This window comes from Exiguobacterium sp. EA-TM-5, from assembly GCF_053878415.1.
This window is the reverse complement of sequence record NZ_CM132670.1, coordinates 195,121-214,903: the sequence shown is the minus strand read 5'-3', so window position 1 is coordinate 214,903 and position 19,783 is coordinate 195,121. Positions and strand designations below refer to the sequence as shown.

Annotated in this window: 23 protein-coding genes; 15 read left to right on the top strand and 8 right to left on the bottom strand. The window is 46.8% G+C overall.

Going from position 1 to position 19,783, the window contains the following annotated elements:
- Positions 1–37: 37 nt before the first annotated feature.
- The 7 genes from ACV3PA_RS01120 (at position 38) to ACV3PA_RS01090 (ending at position 5,401) form a co-directional block, all read left to right on the top strand.
- A complete protein-coding gene (locus ACV3PA_RS01120; protein ID WP_456125435.1) occupies positions 38–1,171 on the top strand; it encodes a YfbR-like 5'-deoxynucleotidase in 1,134 nt (377 codons plus the stop codon).
- Positions 1,168–2,370: a Bcr/CflA family multidrug efflux MFS transporter gene (locus tag ACV3PA_RS01115; protein WP_456125434.1), complete on the top strand. Its 1,203-nt coding sequence runs from the start codon at positions 1,168–1,170 to the stop codon at positions 2,368–2,370. Before ACV3PA_RS01120 ends, ACV3PA_RS01115 begins: the two co-directional genes overlap by 4 nt.
- A 151-nt stretch (positions 2,371–2,521) precedes the next feature.
- Positions 2,522–2,749: a hypothetical protein gene (locus ACV3PA_RS01110; RefSeq protein ID WP_456125433.1), complete on the top strand. Its 228-nt coding sequence runs from the start codon at positions 2,522–2,524 to the stop codon at positions 2,747–2,749.
- Positions 2,739–3,260: an NfeD family membrane protein gene (locus tag ACV3PA_RS01105; RefSeq protein ID WP_456125432.1), complete on the top strand. Its 522-nt coding sequence runs from the start codon at positions 2,739–2,741 to the stop codon at positions 3,258–3,260. The genes ACV3PA_RS01110 and ACV3PA_RS01105 overlap by 11 nt, the downstream gene beginning before the upstream one ends.
- Positions 3,257–4,777 (top strand): flotillin lipid rafts scaffold protein FloT, encoded by a 1,521-nt coding sequence (locus ACV3PA_RS01100; protein ID WP_456125431.1) that lies wholly within the window; start codon positions 3,257–3,259, stop codon positions 4,775–4,777. Before ACV3PA_RS01105 ends, ACV3PA_RS01100 begins: the two co-directional genes overlap by 4 nt.
- Before the next feature lie 2 nt (positions 4,778–4,779).
- Positions 4,780–5,190: a hypothetical protein gene (locus ACV3PA_RS01095; protein ID WP_456125430.1), complete on the top strand. Its 411-nt coding sequence runs from the start codon at positions 4,780–4,782 to the stop codon at positions 5,188–5,190.
- Entirely contained in the window at positions 5,183–5,401 is a 219-nt protein-coding gene (locus ACV3PA_RS01090; RefSeq protein ID WP_456125429.1) for a hypothetical protein, read from the top strand. Before ACV3PA_RS01095 ends, ACV3PA_RS01090 begins: the two co-directional genes overlap by 8 nt.
- A 68-nt stretch (positions 5,402–5,469) precedes the next feature.
- On the opposite strand, the gene ACV3PA_RS01085 is transcribed toward ACV3PA_RS01090, so the two are convergent.
- Together ACV3PA_RS01085 and ACV3PA_RS01080 are read right to left on the bottom strand one after the other, a co-directional pair.
- Positions 5,470–6,318, bottom strand: a complete 849-nt coding sequence (locus tag ACV3PA_RS01085) for a DegV family protein (RefSeq protein ID WP_456125428.1) — start codon at positions 6,316–6,318, stop codon at positions 5,470–5,472.
- Between the two features lie 16 nt (positions 6,319–6,334).
- The gene (locus ACV3PA_RS01080) at positions 6,335–7,156 is read right to left on the bottom strand and encodes an octanoyl-[GcvH]:protein N-octanoyltransferase (RefSeq protein WP_456125427.1); all 822 of its coding nucleotides are present in this window, start codon (positions 7,154–7,156) and stop codon (positions 6,335–6,337) included.
- 145 nt (positions 7,157–7,301) lie between these two features.
- Here ACV3PA_RS01080 and ACV3PA_RS01075 point away from each other — a divergent pair, with 145 nt between their 5' ends.
- From ACV3PA_RS01075 to ACV3PA_RS01065, 3 genes are all read left to right on the top strand, one after another.
- On the top strand, positions 7,302–8,609 hold the full coding sequence (locus ACV3PA_RS01075) for an HD domain-containing protein (protein ID WP_456125426.1): 1,308 nt from the start codon (positions 7,302–7,304) through the stop codon (positions 8,607–8,609).
- Positions 8,606–9,463, top strand: a complete 858-nt coding sequence (locus ACV3PA_RS01070; protein ID WP_456125425.1) for a phosphotransferase family protein — start codon at positions 8,606–8,608, stop codon at positions 9,461–9,463. The genes ACV3PA_RS01075 and ACV3PA_RS01070 overlap by 4 nt, the downstream gene beginning before the upstream one ends.
- A 122-nt stretch (positions 9,464–9,585) precedes the next feature.
- Positions 9,586–10,764, top strand: a complete 1,179-nt coding sequence (locus ACV3PA_RS01065) for a NupC/NupG family nucleoside CNT transporter (RefSeq protein WP_456125424.1) — start codon at positions 9,586–9,588, stop codon at positions 10,762–10,764.
- Positions 10,765–10,819: 55 nt separating this feature from the next.
- On the opposite strand, the gene ACV3PA_RS01060 is transcribed toward ACV3PA_RS01065, so the two are convergent.
- On the bottom strand, positions 10,820–11,464 hold the full coding sequence (locus ACV3PA_RS01060; protein ID WP_456125423.1) for an NAD(P)-dependent oxidoreductase: 645 nt from the start codon (positions 11,462–11,464) through the stop codon (positions 10,820–10,822).
- Between the two features lie 72 nt (positions 11,465–11,536).
- Positions 11,537–11,722, bottom strand: a complete 186-nt coding sequence (locus ACV3PA_RS01055; protein ID WP_023466792.1) for a 2-hydroxymuconate tautomerase — start codon at positions 11,720–11,722, stop codon at positions 11,537–11,539.
- A gap of 169 nt (positions 11,723–11,891) precedes the next feature.
- Between ACV3PA_RS01055 and ACV3PA_RS01050 the strand changes: the two genes are divergently transcribed.
- Both ACV3PA_RS01050 and ACV3PA_RS01045 read left to right on the top strand, forming a co-directional pair.
- Positions 11,892–12,416 carry a hypothetical protein gene (locus ACV3PA_RS01050; protein ID WP_456125422.1) on the top strand — a complete coding sequence of 175 codons (525 nt, stop codon included), beginning with the start codon at positions 11,892–11,894 and terminating at the stop codon, positions 12,414–12,416.
- Between the two features lie 65 nt (positions 12,417–12,481).
- On the top strand, positions 12,482–12,976 hold the full coding sequence (locus tag ACV3PA_RS01045) for a YwhD family protein (RefSeq protein ID WP_023466794.1): 495 nt from the start codon (positions 12,482–12,484) through the stop codon (positions 12,974–12,976).
- 34 nt (positions 12,977–13,010) lie between these two features.
- On the opposite strand, the gene ACV3PA_RS01040 is transcribed toward ACV3PA_RS01045, so the two are convergent.
- On the bottom strand, positions 13,011–13,856 hold the full coding sequence (locus tag ACV3PA_RS01040) for a metallophosphoesterase (protein WP_456125421.1): 846 nt from the start codon (positions 13,854–13,856) through the stop codon (positions 13,011–13,013).
- 89 nt (positions 13,857–13,945) lie between these two features.
- Positions 13,946–15,502: a BCCT family transporter gene (locus ACV3PA_RS01035; RefSeq protein WP_456125420.1), complete on the bottom strand. Its 1,557-nt coding sequence runs from the start codon at positions 15,500–15,502 to the stop codon at positions 13,946–13,948.
- A 377-nt stretch (positions 15,503–15,879) separates the two neighbouring features.
- On the opposite strand from ACV3PA_RS01035, the gene ACV3PA_RS01030 reads away from it, so the two are divergent.
- The 3 genes from ACV3PA_RS01030 (at position 15,880) to speB (ending at position 18,525) form a co-directional block, all read left to right on the top strand.
- Complete coding sequence (locus ACV3PA_RS01030; RefSeq protein ID WP_456125419.1) at positions 15,880–16,551, top strand: NAD(P)H-dependent oxidoreductase; 672 nt, start codon at positions 15,880–15,882, stop codon at positions 16,549–16,551.
- A gap of 144 nt (positions 16,552–16,695) precedes the next feature.
- Positions 16,696–17,538 (top strand): polyamine aminopropyltransferase, encoded by an 843-nt coding sequence (gene speE, locus ACV3PA_RS01025; RefSeq protein WP_023466799.1) that lies wholly within the window; start codon positions 16,696–16,698, stop codon positions 17,536–17,538.
- Between the two features lie 114 nt (positions 17,539–17,652).
- On the top strand, positions 17,653–18,525 hold the full coding sequence (speB, locus tag ACV3PA_RS01020) for an agmatinase (protein WP_456125418.1): 873 nt from the start codon (positions 17,653–17,655) through the stop codon (positions 18,523–18,525).
- A 51-nt stretch (positions 18,526–18,576) separates the two neighbouring features.
- Here speB and ACV3PA_RS01015 read toward each other — a convergent pair whose 3' ends face one another.
- Both ACV3PA_RS01015 and ACV3PA_RS01010 read right to left on the bottom strand, forming a co-directional pair.
- Complete coding sequence (locus ACV3PA_RS01015) at positions 18,577–19,170, bottom strand: LysE family translocator (RefSeq protein ID WP_456125417.1); 594 nt, start codon at positions 19,168–19,170, stop codon at positions 18,577–18,579.
- Positions 19,170–19,631, bottom strand: coding sequence for an Lrp/AsnC family transcriptional regulator (locus ACV3PA_RS01010; RefSeq protein WP_456125416.1), 462 nt, complete (start codon positions 19,629–19,631; stop codon positions 19,170–19,172). The genes ACV3PA_RS01015 and ACV3PA_RS01010 overlap by 1 nt, the downstream gene beginning before the upstream one ends.
- Positions 19,632–19,783: the final 152 nt, after the last annotated feature.

Genomic DNA, 19,783 nt, shown 5'->3' with positions numbered 1-19,783 from the left:
GGGTACTCTCTGTCCGTCTTTCGTTAGGAGAGATTTTATGCAAAACGGTAATTTCATTCGCATGCTGACGCGGATGCAAAACGTTCCACGGTGGGATGAGTATGCGCCACGTTTTCCGGATAACGCAGCAAGTCACAGTTTTCGCGTCGCTTTATTCAGCTTGATGGCAAGCTATTTAGAAGAAGTGGACGGGCAAACACCAGTCGACCGCCTGACATTGCTCGGAAAAGCACTGTTTCATGACATGAACGAGGTGATCACAGGACCAATTAAACACCGTACGAAAAAAGAGCCGACGTTGCACGCGCATATTCAGGCAATGGAACAACAGGCGAGTGAACAGCTCGTCGCCTTGCTCTCAAAGTCGTTGCAACCAGCCTTTACGACGTATCTTGTTCATGCGGAGGATGGTTCACCAGAAGGACGGATCGTCGAAGCAATCGATACGTTCGATGCGATGTTGTATGCTCGCCGGGAAGCGCGGATGACGGAGTCACTTTTTTTTGAACAAAAAGCAGCAGAATTACAGGCGGTTCTCGAACGACACCCACTCATTTCTGTTCGTCGCTTGACACGATCTGTCATCGAAGAAGACGAGATGTCTCACTTTATTGAAAACATTTTAATGATGGATACGATTCGACGCTGGAAAGGGCGTTTCAACACGATTGATGATAACGATGCAACGCATGCATTTCGAGCAGCATCACTTGGTATTTTCAATGGCTTGATTGAATCAGAAAAATACGGCGTCACGATTGATATCGAAGAAGTCGTCTCACGTCTGTTGTGTCATGATCTCGTTGAAGGAACAACGGGAGATGTTCTTGGACCGGTCAAACATGCGACACCAATTACGGCAGCAGCTTTTGAAGCATACGAACGGGCAGAAGGAGAGGCGTTGATCAATGGATTACCGGAAGACATCCGAGCGCCATTTCGTCGATTCGTTGTTGAAGCAAAAGACGAGACGTACGAAGGACAAATGGTCGATGTGATTGATAAACTCGATGCGTTAATCAAGATGAATATGGAACGGAAGTTAAACGGTGTCGAGTACGAGACCGGTTATCGCGCACAACTCAAAAAGGTGCAAATGACGTATGAAAATCCATCGGTCGTCTTTTTCCTCGCCTATGTCCTTCATGATTTGGATTATGTGACGTCATGACGAAGACAACCATGACGCCACGCCGCCTGACGTTGATCTTGATCCTCGGTTCACTTGCTGCACTTGGACCGCTCTCGATCGACATGTATCTACCTGCTTTTCCAGATATGTCGCGCTCGTTTGATGCGAGTGCGTCCTTGATTCAATTGAGCTTAACGGCATGTATGCTTGGAATGGCACTCGGACAGTTGATTGTTGGACCGCTCAGTGATGTTCGCGGACGCAAACGTCCGTTAATGATTGCTCTGCTCGCGTATCTGCTCGCTTCAATTGCCTGTGCCATGGCACCGACGATTGAAGTGTTGATCGCGCTCCGATTCATCCAAGGGGCAGCCGGAGCGTCGGGGATTGTCATTTCCCGGGCAATCGTTCGGGATCTATTCGAAGGTCCGGAATTGACGCGGTTCTTTGCGGCGTTGTCCCTCGTCAACGGAACGGCACCGATTCTCGCACCAGTCATCGGTGGACAATTACTTCGGTTTGGCGACTGGCATTTCGTCTTTTACTTGCTAGCAATTTTAAGCACGTTGATGTTACTTGCCGTTGCACTACGCTTGCCGGAAACACTTCCGCTCGAGAGACGTGTCGAAGGAAATCTGACGACGACGTTGAAGACGTTCGGTCGCCTATTGACGGACCGTATCTTTATCGGATATGCCTTCGCACAAGCGTTCGTCATGGGCGGGATGTTTGCTTATATCTCCGGCTCCCCGTTTGTCTTACAAAATATTTATGGCGCTTCGCCACAACAATTTAGCTTTTTGTTTGGATTAAACGGAATCGGGATCATTTTAGCGGCTCAAATCGCTGGTCGTCTTGCTGGTCGTGTCGACTCAGAACGGTTGATGCGAATCAGTTTGACCGTCGTTGCGAGTGCCAGTATCTTGTTGTTCCTCGCTTTGACGTTAACGGACCAACTAATTTTCGTCATGATTCCACTGTTTTTCGTCGTCTCAAGTGTCGGGTTGATTTCAACGCTTGGTTTCACCTTAGCGATGCAAAACTACGGATCAACGGCTGGGAGTGCCTCGGCCCTTCTCGGACTGTTACCGATGCTCGTTGGCTCACTTGTCTCACCACTCGTCGGGATCATGGGGGAACAATCGGCTGTTCCGATGGGGCTGATCATCATGACACTCGATTGTCTAGCGCTCGTCCTCTATTACGGACTAATTGTTCGCCGACCAAATCGTTCATAAACGTGAGTTATTCAAAAACGTTTGTCCTATTTATGGGACGAACGTTTTTTTCTTTAATGAAAGGAAAAGAAATGGAATTCATTTTGAAACATTTTCTAGAATTTTTGCGTAGAAGAGAAAGAAAGCCATTACTTCAGAAAGGAGTGGAACGATGAAACCGGAGTTGCCGCGTGAACGAGAACCGTCGATCGAAGGAAGGTTAGCACGTCATTTTGCCGCGCAAAAAAAATACTTACGTCGTCAAGAAGAGGCGACCGACCAGCGAGACAAAGAGTTGGCTCGTTTATTGTTTGAGGAAAACCGGACTGCCTATCAGCGGGCTTACCATGAACTGTATGGCTCACATTCTTACATCGAGGTGAACGAAGATGGACGTTAGTACACTTTATTTATATGCATTAGCGGCCGCCGCTTGTGGTGTGTTTGTGTCCATCCTATTCTCGGACGTCATTCCCGGCGTCGATCAAATCTTCCATCCCACGTTGATCTTATCTTTTGTCATCATTACGTCAGCAATCGGCTTCGGACTCGAACAGCTTAGTCCATTTGGTTCTATGTTGATTTTAATTATCAGTTGTGTCATCGCGTTATTAGTGACGACGCTGATGCATATCTTCTTGTTCGTTCCAATGGCGCAAGCGGAACAGTCGCTTGGTTTTTCGGAACAGATGCTAGAAGGACGCAGCGCAACCGTCATCGTGCCGATCCCGACTGAAGGGTATGGTGAAATCTTACTCGATGATGTGTCAGGACGCGTATCGAAGTCAGCTGTATTATTCGAAGGACCAGCCTTACCACAAGGCACGAAGGTGCTCGTCATCGAGATCAAACAAGGAGTCGCATCTGTTGTGACGTATCCCCATCAATGGAAAAAGGAGATGTTTTTATGAATCCAGTGTTAATCGTATCAATCGTCGCGGTCGCCTTGATCGTTGCTTTGATCGTGTTGTTCATTACGAAGTACCGGACTGTCGGTCCAGAGGAAGCATTGATCGTATCCGGTAGTTATCTCGGAGGACGTAACGTCAATACGGATGAATCCGGTAACCGAGTGAAGATCATTCGCGGAGGCGGAACGTTCGTACTGCCTGTCTTCCAACAGGCAACACCACTGAGTTTGTTATCAAGTAAACTCGAAGTCACGACACCAGAAGTGTACACGGAGCAAGGTGTGCCGGTCATGGCGGACGGAACAGCAATCATTAAAATCGGGAGCTCGATTTCTGAAATTGCGACGGCAGCGGAGCAATTCCTCGGAAAATCAAAAGAAGAGCGTGAAGGGGAAGCGCGTGAAGTCCTCGAAGGACATTTACGTTCGATTCTTGGCTCGATGACCGTCGAAGAAATCTATAAGAACCGGGATAAATTCTCGCAAGAAGTCCAGCGAGTCGCGTCACAAGATCTTGCAAAGATGGGACTCATCATCGTATCGTTTACGATCAAAGACGTTCGTGATAAGAACGGATACTTAGAATCACTTGGGAAACCGAGGATCGCTCAGGTTCGCCGTGATGCCGACATCGCAACGGCAGACGCGGAAAAAGAGACACGTATCAAACGAGCGGAAGCTTCAAAGGATGCGAAAAAAGCAGAGCTCGAACGTGCAACGGAAATCGCTGAAGCGGAAAAAGAAAATCAGTTGAAAATGGCAGATTATCGTCGCGAACAAGATATCGCGAAGGCAAAAGCCGACCAAGCGTATGATCTCGAGAATGCACGTGCGCAACAAGAAGTTACGGAGCAACAGATGCAAATCAAAATCATCGAGCGTCAAAAACAAATTGAACTCGAAGAACGCGAAATTCTGCGTCGTGAGAAACAATACGATGCGGAAGTCAAAAAACGTGCCGATGCGGATCGTTACTCAATCGAACAAGCAGCCCAAGCGGACCGTGCGAAGCAATACGCAGAAGCAGATGCAACAAAATACCGGATTGAAGCATCAGCAAAAGCCGATGCAGAACGAATTCGTCTTGATGGTCTTGCGAAAGCCGATGCTGAGCGTGCACAAGGGGAAACAGAAGCAGAGATCATTCGTTTGAAAGGTCTTGCCGAAGCAGAAGCGAAAGAAAAAATCGCGCAGGCGTTCGAACAATTCGGACAAGCAGCGATCCTTGATATGGTCATTCGGATGATGCCAGAATACGCGAAAGAGATTGCGGCACCACTCGGCAACATCGATAAGATCACAGTCGTCGATACAGGTAGCGGTGAAGGTGGCGGCGCGAACCGTGTCACGGGTTACGCGACAGATTTGATGGCATCACTGCAAGAGACGTTAAAAGCGTCGTCAGGACTCGATGTCAAAGAGTTGATTGAGAACTTCTCCGGTAAAGGAACAGCAAAACCGTTGACGGTCAACCTGAATTCTCATGATGCGGTGGCAGCGTCGAAAACAGAAGATTGATCATGCAGATTCGCGTCTTATTGATCGTATTCGCGCTCCTGCTATTTCATGTCGCTTGGCCGCTTCCCTGGTATATACTTCTTGTACTAGGTAGCGTCATTGGAGGCATTAAGGGGTATACATCGGATGAAGGAATCGTCAATATTTTTAATTTGAAGAAAGTGTCCTATTCGTTACACGATCGACAAACACGTCAGGAAGCCGTTCTCGCTCTGATGTGTAGCCTGTTGACAGTCGATTTCCCGTATTGGTACGCCGGTATGACGACAGGAATCGCGTGGCGTGACGTCGGATACGTTGGGTTCGAAGTAGTGTCGACGATTTTATTCGCTTATTTCTTATTCCGTTTCCTGTGTCTGAATCTATTCCGACCGTTCTCGGTATCGGAAGGAAGGGAGCAAAGAAATGGATAGTGTAGTATTTCTATTGCAAGAGCGCTGGATGCTGTTGCTGCCGTTCCTCGTCGTGTTCTTGATCAACGTTGGATTATTGACAGCCCTTCTCAAGAAGCGACGTGATTTACCGAAGATGCTGTTCTTCGGAATGGGAGGAATGGCGAGCGTGTTCATCGTCTCTTCGCTCGTTTTAAGTGTTTCACTACTGTTCTTCGGTTATAACTCATAATCATAGAAAAACGGGGCAGGCTCTAAACAGAGTCTGTCCCGTTTTAAATAAAGTAAGAATGAATGCCATTAACGTGGAAGATCGTATCCAATGACGACAAGTCCTGGTCCGGTGTGTGAACCGATGGCTGCGCCAGCGATCGTCAAGATGACTTCGCTTGGTGAGAAATGTGCTTCAATCAATTGTTTTAACTGTTCTGCTCGTTCCATCGAGTCTCCGTGACCAATCATGATCCGGTGTCCATCAATCGCTGGACGAGCTTCTTCCATCCACTCGACGATCCGGTTCATGACCTTCTTCTGACCTCGGATTTTTTCTTTTGGGATCAACTTCCCATCTTCGACAGTCAACAGTGGCAAAATCGATAGAAGACCACCAATGAAGGCGCTAGCTCGTGAAACGCGTCCACCGCGCATCAAGTATTCCAGTGATTCTACCGTGAAGAGATGGCGAATCGTATTCACCTTGGCTTCAGCATAAGCTGCTGTTTCTTTGAACGAATGCGACTTCGAGTATTCTGCGACATCGAGAACGAATAGTCCTTGTCCCGTTGAAGCTGTTTTCGTATCGAGCACGAGATAGGGGACGTTCGGATATTTTTCTGCGAGTTCATCTGCGAGCATCTTCGCTGTTTGGTACGTTCCAGATAACTCACTTGAAAAAGCGAGATAAAGGAAGGGATCACCTTGTTCGAAGTGACGCGTGAACACCTCGACCATCCGGCTGACTTCTACTTGGAATGTCTTTGGTGCTGCGCCGTCACGCATTTTATCATACAGTTGTTTTGGAGATATCGATTCTCCATCGAAGAACGTGTCTTCGTCGATCAATACGCCGAACGGCATGATCGTAAAATCATAAGCATCTAACATGTCTTTTGGTGCATCAGCACCACTGTCTGTGATCAATCGGATCATCACGTTCTCTCCTTTCTTAACCTAGGGCTTTTTCATTTCGATCAAGCATTCGACTCAAGTTGACACCGAACCGCTCGTTCTCAAGTTCCGTCAAAGTCGCTGGTGTTAAATCAGCGCCGAGCGCAAGTAATGCCTCATAGGCACGACGTAAACATTCCTCAATCGTCAATGAGGTACCGAGTAATTCTTCAAGCGAAGCCATTGTTTCCGGTACGACGGTCGGATAGACGAATTTCGTCGTCTCACCTTGAAGCGCTGCCGTGTAAAAGTCACGGACTAACGCGGCACGTTGACTCCCACTTCCGTTGACGCAGAGGTAGATTTGAACGGCAACGCCACCGCGGACACGGCGCTGCGAGATACCAGCGAACTTTTTACCGGCGATTGACAGGTCATAAGAGCCGGGACAATACGATCCAACCACTTCACCGGCGACGATCGCGTCTGTTTCCTGTGCGAACATATGGCGAACGAGCGCAAGCATCGCTTCGTAACCACTGTCGATATCGATCCCACTGCGTTCTGGTAGGACAAGCGAAATATTCAAGACACCGGCGTCAAGGACGACAGCAAGACCACCTGAGTTACGGACGACCGGTGAAAATCCATGTTCGTGCAACACGGCTACACCGTCAGCAAGATGAGGAAGACGGGCATCCTGGATGCCGAGGACGACGGTTTCGTGGTGAATCCAAGAGCGGAGTGCTGCTCCTTCTGTCGCAACGGAAGCACATAATGTGTCGTCCATCGCAAACGATTGTGTCGCATGGAAAGCAGTTCCGAGTGACGTTTGATCAAAAATACGATAATGTTCTTGTTTTAAGAGTTCGATTCCCATAAGCTCGTTCCTTTATTGTAGATTTGCGACATCATTATAGCACAGGGTGTGTAAAGTTTCTGTGCGAAGCGCCGCAGGAGACAGGAATCCTTGGAAACAAAACCGAACAACAACGACATAGACTCGATTTAAAGGAGAGACACATATGTATCAATCATTAGGACAATTAAAGGAAACGAAGGTCTTCAAAGATCCCGTTCATCGGTATATCTATGTCAGCGATCAGTTGATTTGGCAATTGATCGGGACACGTGAATTTCAGCGACTGCGCCGAATCAAGCAACTAGGAACATCCTTTTTGACGTTTCACGGGGCGGAGCACACACGATTCCATCATTCGCTCGGTGTCTACGAAATCACGCGGCAACTGATCGACGTCTTCAACGGTCGCGCCGACTGGGACGATCAATACCGGGAGTTGACGCTCGCTGCAGCACTATTGCATGATGTCGGGCACGGTCCGTTTTCGCATGCGTTTGAGAATGTCTTTGGTGTGAATCACGAGAAATGGACGGAGCGAATCATCCTCGGGGATACAGAAATCAAGAAAGTCCTCGATCAAGTCGGAGACGGGTTTGCAGAAGAAGTAGCCTCGATCATCAATAAGACGCACCCGAATCAACTGCTCGTCACGATGATTAGTTCACAACTCGACGTCGACCGGATGGACTACTTGTTGCGTGATGCACACTTCGCCGGTGTCAGCTACGGGAAATTCGATCTCGAGCGAATGCTTCGGGTGTTGCGTCCGGCACCGAATCAAATGGTCGTCAAACAGTCGGGGATGCATTCGATCGAAGACTATATCATGCGCCGATATCAAATGTATTGGCAAGTCTACCTGCATCCGGTGACACGATCGAGTGATTACCTATTAAAAGCCATTCTCGAACGGGCACAGGAACTGTATCTGTCTGGTTATCCGTTTGCGATTGCACCAATCCATTTGATGCCGTTGTTTGATCAGAAAATGGAGTTACGCGATTTCTTAGGACTCGATGAGACGATCGTCTACTTTTATTTTCAGCAGTGGGCGAACGAACAAGATCCAATTCTTTCTGATTTATCCGGGCGATTCGTTGACCGAAAGTTGTTCAAGTATGTCGATTACCCATCGGAAAAGCGCGAACTCGTCCACGATAAGTTATGCGAGTTGTTTGAAGCGATTGGTCTGAATCCGGCGTATTACCTGCTTGAAGATAAACTGAGTCGTCTTCCTTATGATTTGTACGGAGATAACGGTGAAATCAGTAAACAACCGATCATGTTGCAGATGAAGGATGGACAGATGAAAGAGATTTCGCAAGTTTCGCCACTCGTCCAAGCAATCGCTACATCACGCCAAACGGATGAGAAGCTGTTCTTCCCGCAAGAGATTTTGCACGACTTGCGTGAACATGCGAACGAGAAGATGCAAATCGACCAATTATTGATTGGTAGCGTGACATCATGATATCGTCCACTACTCTTACAAAAATCTTACGACAGCTTGGACAGGAGGGGAGCGAGGTCGAAGTCTTAAAAGGTGCGACTTCCTCCCTTGTGTTGCGAGTTGGCGAGGGGATTCTTCGTATCCATACGAATCGAGATTGGCTACGAGAAGAACCTGATCTCGTCTTGCATGAAGTATTTGCGTTACAAGCAGCAGGTAACTTGGCACCAGATATACTAGACTATCAAGCAGACATTAGAGACGGACTACCACCATGGTTATACATGACCTGCTCACCAGGAAAAATCCGGATTGATCAGGTAGATGAGCGATATGTTGAGCGATTAGCGCAGATGCTTGCGGCAATCCACGCATTACCGGTACCAGAGTCCCGGTTCGTGTATCGGCCGTATGCGACGGAACGCTGTATACCGACGTGGACGCAGCATCCGGAGAAATGGCGTCAGCTGTTAGCTGTCGAACCGATTGGAAGTCAAAGTATCCGTTTTATTCATCGGGATTTTCATCCGGTTAATGTGTTATACGAAATAGATGGAACGTGTCATACGATTGATTGGATTAATGCTTGTGTAGGACCCATTGAAGTTGACCTTGCCCATTGCCGGCTAAATCTTGCCTTACTCGAATCTGTCGAGATTGCAGATCATTTTTTAAAAAGTTACCTCAAACAGACGAAGCGTTCCTACGATCACGCGTGGGATATTCGGGCTGTTTTTGATTTTGGACCGGAGACGATCGACGTCTATCCGGGGTGGAAAGCATATGGAAGGCAAAACCTTAGTCAGGACAATGTTCGGGAACGCTTGGAAAAGTTTGTCTTGAAAGTTCATGAAAATGACGAAAGCGGTTACTAAATGAACTTTTCCTCTTGTAGTTCTTTGAAATATTGATTATTCTATTACTTGGAAAGAGATTAAACGTCAGACATCGTACGAATGTACAACTGATAAACAACTAATAGATAGAGGGGTACTTCATGAAATATCTTATCGCACTACTCGGACTGGCTATCGTTTTCGGCTTGGCACTCCTTGTCAGCAGCAACCGTAAAGGCATCAAATTGAAACCGCTTGCGGTCATGCTAGTTCTTCAGCTCGTACTTGGGTATGTGTTACTCAATACATCGTTCGGTTACATCATCATTCGTGGCGTCGCGAAAGTCTTTGAAAAACTACTGAGTTATGCGGCAATCGGAATCAACTTCGTCTTCGGTGGTTTAGCAAACGAAGGCGCACAACCGTTCTTCATCAACGTCTTGCTCCCAATCGTTTTCATCTCTGCTTTGATCGGGATTCTACAATTCACGAAGATTTTACCAATCTTAATGCGCGGTATCGGTTTTGTCCTCTCGAAAGTTAACGGGATGGGACGTCTTGAGTCTTATAACGCGGTTGCTTCAGCTGCGATTGGACAATCAGAAGTATTCATCACAGTCAAAAAACAAATCGGTCAATTACCAGCAAACCGTCTTTACACATTGTGTGCGTCAGCGATGTCGACGGTTTCGATGTCAATCGTCGGTGCATACATGACGATGGTTGAACCGAAATATGTCGTCACAGCAATTGTCTTGAACTTGTTCGGTGGTTTCATGATCGTCTCGATCATCAACCCATATACGGTTGACCCGAAAGAAGATATTCTTGAAATCGTCGAAGAAAAGCAAACGTTCTTCGAAATGCTCGGCGAATACATCATGGATGGATTCAAAGTCGCGATCATCGTTGGTGCGATGTTGATCGGTTACAATGCCTTGATTGGTATGGTCAACGATATCTTCTTGATGGTTCTAAATATCTCGTTCCAAGAAATCCTCGGATATATCTTTGCGCCTTTCGCCTTCATCATGGGTGTTCCATGGGCGGAAGCTGTCAGTGCCGGTAGTGTCATGGCAACGAAATTGATCACGAATGAATTCGTCGCGATGTTAAGTCTTCCTGAGTACACGAAAGAGTTCTCGGAGCGTACACTCGGAATCGTGTCTGTCTTCTTGATCTCATTCGCGAACTTCTCGTCGATCGGAATCATCGCTGGTGCGGTTAAAGGATTGAACGATCGCCAAGGAAGTGTTGCGGCGAGTTTCGGTTTGAAGTTACTCTACGGCGCAACACTTGTTAGTGTCTTGACGTCTATCGTCGTCAGCGTCTTGCTGTAATCGTTACACATGTAAAAGAGCAATGGATTAGCAGATCCATTGCTCTTTTTGTCTATTATTTCGTTTCACCATGCGAAGCAATGCCGACACGCACCCGATGATGTGTTCCGTCACGGAAGACGTCATAGGCGAACTGGGCGACATTTTCCCGAGGGATTGGTCCCGTTGGTTCAGTAAAACGTGTCGTCTCGATCAACAAGTCGTCAGCCGCAAGTGCGTTGTCTTCTGTTAGTTGCGTCGGACAGATGACGGTGAAGTCGACGTCTGCATCCTTTAAAGTCAAATAAGCTTTTAAGTGATCTTCTGCTGCAATCGTCGAGCGTCGACGTGATTCACTCGATTGGAAGCGATACTTCCCCGGTTCTTCTGACGCATCGAGAATACCCGCTGTACCAATGAAGACGATGCGCTCGATGCCTGCTTCCTTCATCTTCGTGACGAGATGTGGAATCGCTGTCGAGAGGACTTGTTGTTGATCGGTTCCAAGACAACTAAAGACAGCCGCACTTCCTGCGAGTGCCTGTTCGAGATCCTCTGGGTTTGTCGCATCTCCCGTCAAAACACGAAGATGATCGTGAACTGGTAAGTCCGGTGACGCGGAACGAACGAGTGCGCGAACATCGTAGCCGTTTTCAAGTAAACGATCAATTAAAGGGCGACCCGTTCGACCAGTCGCACCGAGTACAGTAACAGTAGTCATAAGTTTTCCTCCTTAGAAAATCAAGTAGATGGGAAAAAGAGACGTACGGCAGCGACCGGACGTCTCTTGTTTTTATTTATCAGCAAACATGACACCAGCTTGACCATAATCCGTTTTTTCCATCTCTTCGATGAAGACCGTGATGTTTTCTTTTGGTGCATTTGTCGTTTCCGACACCGCTTCCGTGACTTTTTCAATCAACGCACGTTTTTGTTCGACTGTACGACCCGATAACATTTTAACCGTAACATATGGCATGACTTCATTTCCCCCTCTAGCATGATGACGATACGCCATCAGTATAGCGCATTCAATAGGGGATTCGTCAATTCGAACATCGTTTTCGGAAAAGAAGGGTATAAGGAAGGAGCTATTATAGTCGGAAGCGAAGGCAGTCATACACATACGACAGAAAAGGAGAGACATAATGGACGTAATCATACGAAAGAAGATTCATACGCTACTGATTTTCGATCGCACGTTACCAGAGGATACGGATTATCCGTTGTCTGGTGCAAAAGGACTCGAGGTCGCTGAAATCGTATTTGGACAGAATATTCCGTTCGGACGACTCGTGACGGATAAAGAATTGGCACAACTATTGAATCAAAAAGAAGCGAAGCGATACGGGATGTTGACGCTTCTTGAGGATGATGTGCGTTTTAAACCACTGTTTCAAAATCGGAAGCCGACAGCCGACATGGAAGAGGAGGTCGAAGCGAAGGTACGGGAACTGGCGCATCAATTACGTGCGATTCGATCGCGGTGTTCTTCCCTAGAGCGTCTCTTTTTATTCGGACGTGCGGCGCAAACCTTATTTGACCGCGCTTTGCTTCATCTTGAAGAGGTCAATCCCCCGGCACATGAAGAAATTGCGTCTATGACGTGTTATCGTCTCCCAACGATTCGTCGAGCAACAGAAGAACAATTACAGACGCTTCGTTATGAGTGACTGGTTGCAGACACCTCGTAATACGGTATGATAGAAGCAACAGGATTAAAAGGGGACAAAACACGATGGAAAAAAAGATTAACTTCAATATCATTTCAGATAACTCAACAGATGGTCACGGTGGATTCGGTGTCGGAACACTTAGTTTAAACAGTATGTCACCAGTCATCATTTCTCCAGAAGACGGCGAAGCCTACATCGATATGGGCGCGATGCACGCGAAAGCAGCCATCGAGAAACGCGTCAAGTTCACGACGGACAAAGCCGATACACCGAACGGAAAACTGTACTGGATCGTCTGGGTGACGGTCGGTCGTAAACCAGAAGGCTTCTATTACGGTGGTGTGGCTGCGTGCGATCTGTTAGTCGATGCAGAAGCGCGTCGTGGTTTCAAGATTCTTGCTGATCACGTCAACAAGATGGACAAATCACTTAAAGGGCGGATTGTCGTCGATCACATGGATGAACGCTCAAAAGAATTGTTACGTGATTTCTTGCAGACGCATAAACCCGAGATGTGGGAAAACGCTGACGCTGCTTTACATGAAGCGTTGGTCTAAAAAAAGAACGTGTGCCGCGGCACATGTTCTTTTTTTATGGTCGTTTCAGCGTTACGACAACGAGTTCCGGATGATTGAACAGGCGAAACGGAAATAGGCTGTTCCCGAGACCGCGGCTGACGATTAATTCCGTTTTTTCTTCTCGATAGCGACCGGCAGTTACTTGTGGGAAGAAGCCTTGACCGGGCGCATACAGGCCTTCTGTGAACGGCAGACGAATCTGTCCGCCATGGGCATGACCAGATAAGACGAGATCAATGGATCGTTCTGCATATAACGTTTTATATTCTGGACGATGCGCGAGCAAGAGCTGGAACGTGTCAGGTGAGACGTCTTGCAGTACTTGATCGAGGCTTTGACGAATACCATCCGGTTCCGAGAGTCCTTCGCGCCATCGTGTCGTCGTTGGATCATCAATACCGAGTAACGAAATTGATTGACCTTTATATTCAATGATGCGCGATTCATTCCGAAGGATAGTGACACCGAGTTGCTCAAGCTTCGGTAAGATCGTTAGATTACGTCGAACCTCATGATTCCCAGTGACGAAGTAGACAGGGTAGTGATCGACGAGGGATTTCATGAGCGTAAGAGCAGCTTCTTCACCGTTTCGCCTGGAGTCAATCAAATCACCTGTCATGACAACGAGATCTGGCTTGGCACGATCAATTTTTTTCAATAATCGTTGTTGTTCAGATCCAAACGCTTTGCCATGTAAATCGGCGACCTGAACTACGTGATAGCCGTCAAACGCTTCCGGTAAACGATTCGACGTGACGGTCATCCGCGAGACATCAATGACGTTATTCTCACGATATAAAAACCAGCTTCCTAGGGCTAGGATGCTGAGGGATACCAACCAGCGTGTACGTTTACGCATAAGCCACCTCATTTCTTCTACTAAGCATAATTCAGGATAACAAAAAAGACCCCCTTCCGTATGCGACGGAAGGAGGAATTCAAAACGTTTTATGCGTCTTGTTTTAAGTCTGTGACTTCTTTTTGGGCATCAGGCTCTTGTGATAAATCTTTGAACAAAGCGATGACCATCATTCCAACGACGAAGATGAACGGAAAAGCGGCCAGAACAGCTGCTGCCTGTAAGGCGCTTAGTCCACCCGCATAAAGTAAGACGGCAGCAATCGAAGACTGAATGACTCCCCAAGCGAGCTTAATACGTAAGCTTGGCATAAGACTACCACCAGACGATAACATACCAAGGACGTATGTCGCGGAGTCGGCTGAAGTGATGAAGAACGTCGTGATCAAGAAGACGGCAACGATACTGAGGAACGTTCCTAAACCACCGAATGTCTCAAATAAGGCGAACATACCAGTTTCGACCCCTTTATCGTTAACAGTCGAGATTAAGTCGACGTTTTGGAACAGTTCGTTCCAAATCGCTGAACCACCGAAGACGGAGAACCAAAGAAGACCAAAAATCGTTGGGACGAGCATGATTCCGATAACGAACTCACGAATCGTCCGCCCTTTTGAGACACGGGCGATAAATGTACCGACGAATGGTGACCATGAAATCCACCATGCCCAGTAGAAGATCGTCCAGCCGTTAATCCATTCACGTTCATCTGGGTTGAAGGCAGATGCTCGGAAACTCATGACCGGTAGGTTTTGCAAGTAGGCACCTGTGGTTTGGACGAATAAGTCCATGATGAAACTGAATGGTCCAAGGAACAGGACACCGATCATCAATAGAACAGCCAAGACGATATTGGCATTACTGAGACGAACAATCCCTTTATCGAGACCAGACGCAGCACTCATCATATAAAGGACAGAGACGACGACGATGATGATGATCTGTGTTGTGAATGAGTTCGGAATGCTACTTGATAGGAAGTTCAGTCCACCTGAGATTTGTTGCGCACCAAGACCGAGTGACGTCGCGACACCAAATGCTGTTGCGACAATGGCGAGTACTTCGACGGTACCTTTACCGGCAGATGCGAAACGCGGCTTCATTAATGAAGCGACAGTGTCACCGATTGTAGCGGGACGTCCTTTGCGGAATGTGGAGTAAGCAATCGCAAGCGCGACAATTGCATACAATGCCCATGGGTGTAATCCCCAGTGGAAGAATGAATAGCGCATCGCAAGACGTGCTGCTTCCGTCGGATCGTCTGTTGCGACCGGCGGTGTATGGAAGTGCGTCAATGGCTCTGAGACACCCCAGAAGACAAGACCGATCCCCATACCAGCACTGAAGAGCATGGCAAACCAAGAAATAAGACCGTATTCAGGGCGGTCTGAATCTTTACCGAGTCGGATGGAACCGAAGCGGGAGAAGATTAAAAAGATAGCAATGATTAAAAAGGCACTCATGCCGAGAAGATAGAGCCATCCGAATCCATTAGAGATAAAAGACTGCGCTTTGGCTGTGACATTTCCGAGACTAGCTGCACCGATTAGGGATTCCGGTAAGATTCCCCATATGGTAAAGAGCACACAGAAAATGACGGATACCATAAAGACTTTTGTGATCTTACTTTTTCGATTATTTTCCATCGTGTTCCACACCTTCTTTCGAATTTTACATGGTTGTTTTGAATCGAATGATAACAACGACATTAATGATTCCCTGCTTATCCGATAACAAAACCTAATCACGCAGGGTACTACCGTAACAAATACTTGGGTGAAAAAGCAAATCAACCGGGAAATGAGAACAAAGAAACCATTGGTTTACAGGAAGAAGAGCTTAAGAAAGAGTGGATTCATGCGTTCTTAAAATAATTTGGAAATAAAGAAAGAGGAAACGTTAATACTGTTATTTCCCGTTTTATCTTAAAACTAACGCGAAGCCTCAAATGAGCAAATTAGAAGCAGGCGGAAATCAGATTTGTTATAACAAAGGCAGCATTAATTCAAAGGAGGCATTTCTCATGGAAAAAGAACAGAAAAAACAAGCGATTCTCGAAGCGTTTCAAGCTCGTCATGCAACAAAAGAATTTAACGGTCAGGTGATCCCAGAAGACGATTTCCGATTTATTTTAGAGACAGCGCGTCTGTCACCAAGCTCGTTCGGATATGAGCCATGGAACATGCTCGTCATTCAAAATCCAGAAATCCGCGAAGCGTTAAAAGAAATTTCGTGGGGTGCACAAGGACAATTACCAACAGGGAGTCATTTCGTCTTGTTTCTCGCTCGGACAGGAGAACAGATGCAGGCAGACGGTCCGCATGTCACGCAGATGATGGATTTCCTTGGGTTATCAGAAGAAGCGAAAGCTGGACGGACGAAACGATATGGACTGTTCTTAGAAGAGGATTTTGCAATCGGTAATAACCCAAAAGCAATGGAAGACTGGGCAGCAAAACAAGCGTATATCGCACTCGGAAACATGATGTCGACGGCTGCACAAATCGGGATCGATTCCTGTCCAATCGAAGGATTCGACCAACAAGCAGTTGAGCAATTGCTCGTCGATCGTGGGTTATTAGATCGTTCTGTTTTTACGGTTCCCGTTATGGTTGCATTCGGTTACCGAGCAGACGAACCAAAACGTGATAAACAACGTCGTCCGCTTGATGAAATCGTGACGTTTGTCGAGTAAGTATGGAAGACAAAAATTTTCGAATTATATAGAAGTTTCTTTCGAAATTCGGTATACTCGCATTTGTATGATTAAGAAGCGCCGTAAACGCCACTCGCATACGAACAACTTTTGTCTTGATGAAAGAAAGGGGTTCTATCGCAAATGGAACAAAAATTAAAGTTATGGTTCACGGAACACCAAACGGAAGATTACGGTATCACATTCCGTGTCAACCACGTTTATGAGAGCGAACAAACGGAGTTTCAACGCCTAGAGATGGTTGAAACGGACGAGTTCGGTACGATGTTGTTACTTGACGGAATGGTCATGACGACAGATAAGGACGAGTTCGTTTACCACGAGATGGTCGCGCACGTCCCATTGTTCACACACCCGAATCCGAAATCGGTTCTGGTCGTTGGTGGAGGAGACGGCGGAGTCATCCGTGAAGTCTTGAAACACCCGTCCGTTGAAAAAGCGGTTTTAGTTGAAATCGACGGTAAAGTTATCGAGTATTCGAAAAAATACCTCCCGAACATCGCAGGTGGATTGGACGATGCACGCGTCGAAGTCATCGTTGGGGATGGATTCATGCATATCGCAGAAGCAGAAAACGAGTATGATGTCATCATGGTCGATTCGACAGAACCAGTTGGCCCGGCGGTCAACCTGTTCACGAAAGGCTTCTACTCTGGTATTTCAAAAGCGTTAAAAGAAGACGGTATTTTCGTCGCACAGTCGGATAACCCATGGTTCACACCAGACTTGATCCGTGATGTCCAACGTGACGTCAAAGAAATCTTCCCGATCACGAAGCTCTACATTGCTAACGTGCCAACGTACCCAAGTGGTCTTTGGACGTTTACAATTGGATCAAAGAAACATGATCCGCTTGCTGTTGCACCAGAGCGTTTCCACGAGATCGATACGAAGTACTACACGCCTGAGCTTCACACGGCAGCCTTCGCGCTTCCGAAGTTCGTTAAAGATTTGACGAACGGCTGAGTTCAGTCACTATAGCATACACGAACAGAGCGGTTTCGATTTTCGAAATCGCTCTGTTGTTAGGTAAACAGGCGTTTGAATAGACAAACGACAGATGAACAGGAGGAATGGATCATGCGTTTTGATGAAGCATATTCAGGAAAAGTCTTTATCGCGAGTCAATCGACTCACGAAGATGCAAAAGGAGTTTTATACGGCATGCCGATGGACTGGACGGTCAGTTTCCGCCCAGGTTCACGATTCGGTCCAGCGCGTATCCGTGAAGTCTCACTTGGTTTAGAAGAGTATAGCCCGTACTTAGATGGCGATATCGCGGACGCAAAATTGTTTGACGCAGGAGATATCCCGTTACCGTTCGGGAATGCCCAAAAATCACTCGATATGATCGAAGAATACGTTGATTCGTTACTGACGGCAGGTAAATTCCCGCTCGGTATGGGTGGCGAACATTTAGTTACATGGCCGGTCGTCAAAGCATTCGATAAACACTATGATGATTTCGTCGTACTTCACTTTGATGCGCATACGGACTTGCGTGACGAGTATGAAGGAGAGCCATTATCGCACTCGACACCGCTCAAGAAAATCGCGAACTTGATCGGACCAGAAAACTGCTATTCGTTTGGGATTCGTTCAGGGATGAAAGAAGAGTTCGAATGGGCGAAGACATCAGGCTACAACCTTTTCAAATACGAGATCGTCGAGCCGCTTCGTCAAGTCCTTCCGACACTGGCTGGTAAAAAGGTCTATGTCACGATCGACATCGATGTTCTCGATCCGTCAGCTGCACCAGGAACAGGGACGCAAGAAATCGGTGGGGTGACGACGAAGGAATTACTCGAAGTCGTGCACATGATCGCGCGAGCAGATGTCGACGTCATCGGTGCTGATTTGGTAGAAGTATGCCCAGCGTACGACCAGTCGGATATGACAGCAATCGCAGCAGCAAAAGTACTACGCGAAATGATGATCGGATTCATCAAATAAGTGAATAGACAAAAAGAGACCGATACTTGCTGTCGGTCTCTTTTATTTTGCTCAGAGGAAGAACTGGATCATCCCGAATACACCGAATCCAACAATCAAACTAGCAGACGTCCACTGAATGACTCGTAATACGGGTGTCGCGAGCTGATGTTTGAGCAAATGTGTGATGTTCGCCAAGGTGATCCACCAGGCGGCAGAACCGAGGAAAATACCGATCAAAAATAAAACGGCATCTTGCCCGTTCGTCATCGTCAATTCAAACCGTGCAAACAACGCGAGGAACAGTGTGATTGTCATCGGATTTAAGAATGTCAGCAATAAGACGGATAGGTAGGCACTTCTACGTGAAGAAGCCGTATCGGAAATCGTTGTTTTCGAAGAAGATTGAAACATCGACCAGCCGATGTAACACAAAAATAGACTACCAATCAGTTGCATCCAGGATGCTTGAGTTAGTAAAGATTGGACGAGCGAAAAACCGGACAACGCGAGCAATCCGTAAGTGAAGTCTGCCGTTGCGGCTCCGAGTCCTGAAACGATACCAGTAATTCGTCCATATCGAAGTGTTCGTTGCATACATAGGAGTCCAATCGGACCGACGGGTGCCGCTAGTGCAAATCCGATTCCAAAACCGTTTAAAAACATTAGTCGGCCTCAGGTAACGGAAAATGAAGCGATTCCTTTTCCGTCCGCATGATGATTGTCGTTTTCGTTCGTAAAATCCCCTGTAGCCCTTTGATTTGGTAGGTGATGATTTCATCAAGCTGTTCCGTATCGCGACAGCGGATTTTGAGCAAATAATCATCATCACCCGCAACATGGTGACATTCAAGTACATGTTCGAGCTGTTGAATCCGTTCAAGAAACGGTGCCCGATGTTCCGGTCGTTCGAGTGAAACAGCGACGAACGCAGCAAGACTATAGTTGAAAGAAACGGGATTTAAGACTGTCGTCAATTGACGAATAATACCTTGTTCTTGTAAACGTGCAACACGTTCTGCCACTGCTGGTGCTGATAAGCCAATGTGCTGTGCAAGTGTTGACCATTTCATCCGAGCATCACTTCTCAATAATTCAATAATTTTTAAATCGTAAGAATCATTCATTTTAAACCTTCTTTTCGATTGTTTTATTTCATATTTTATTTCCAAAAGAAAGTAAATGTCAATGTGTTTTCGAAACAAGTTCATAGCACACTGAAATCTTTACACATTTACGGAAGTATCTTAAGTTTAAGATGTCACCACGAAGGAAATGT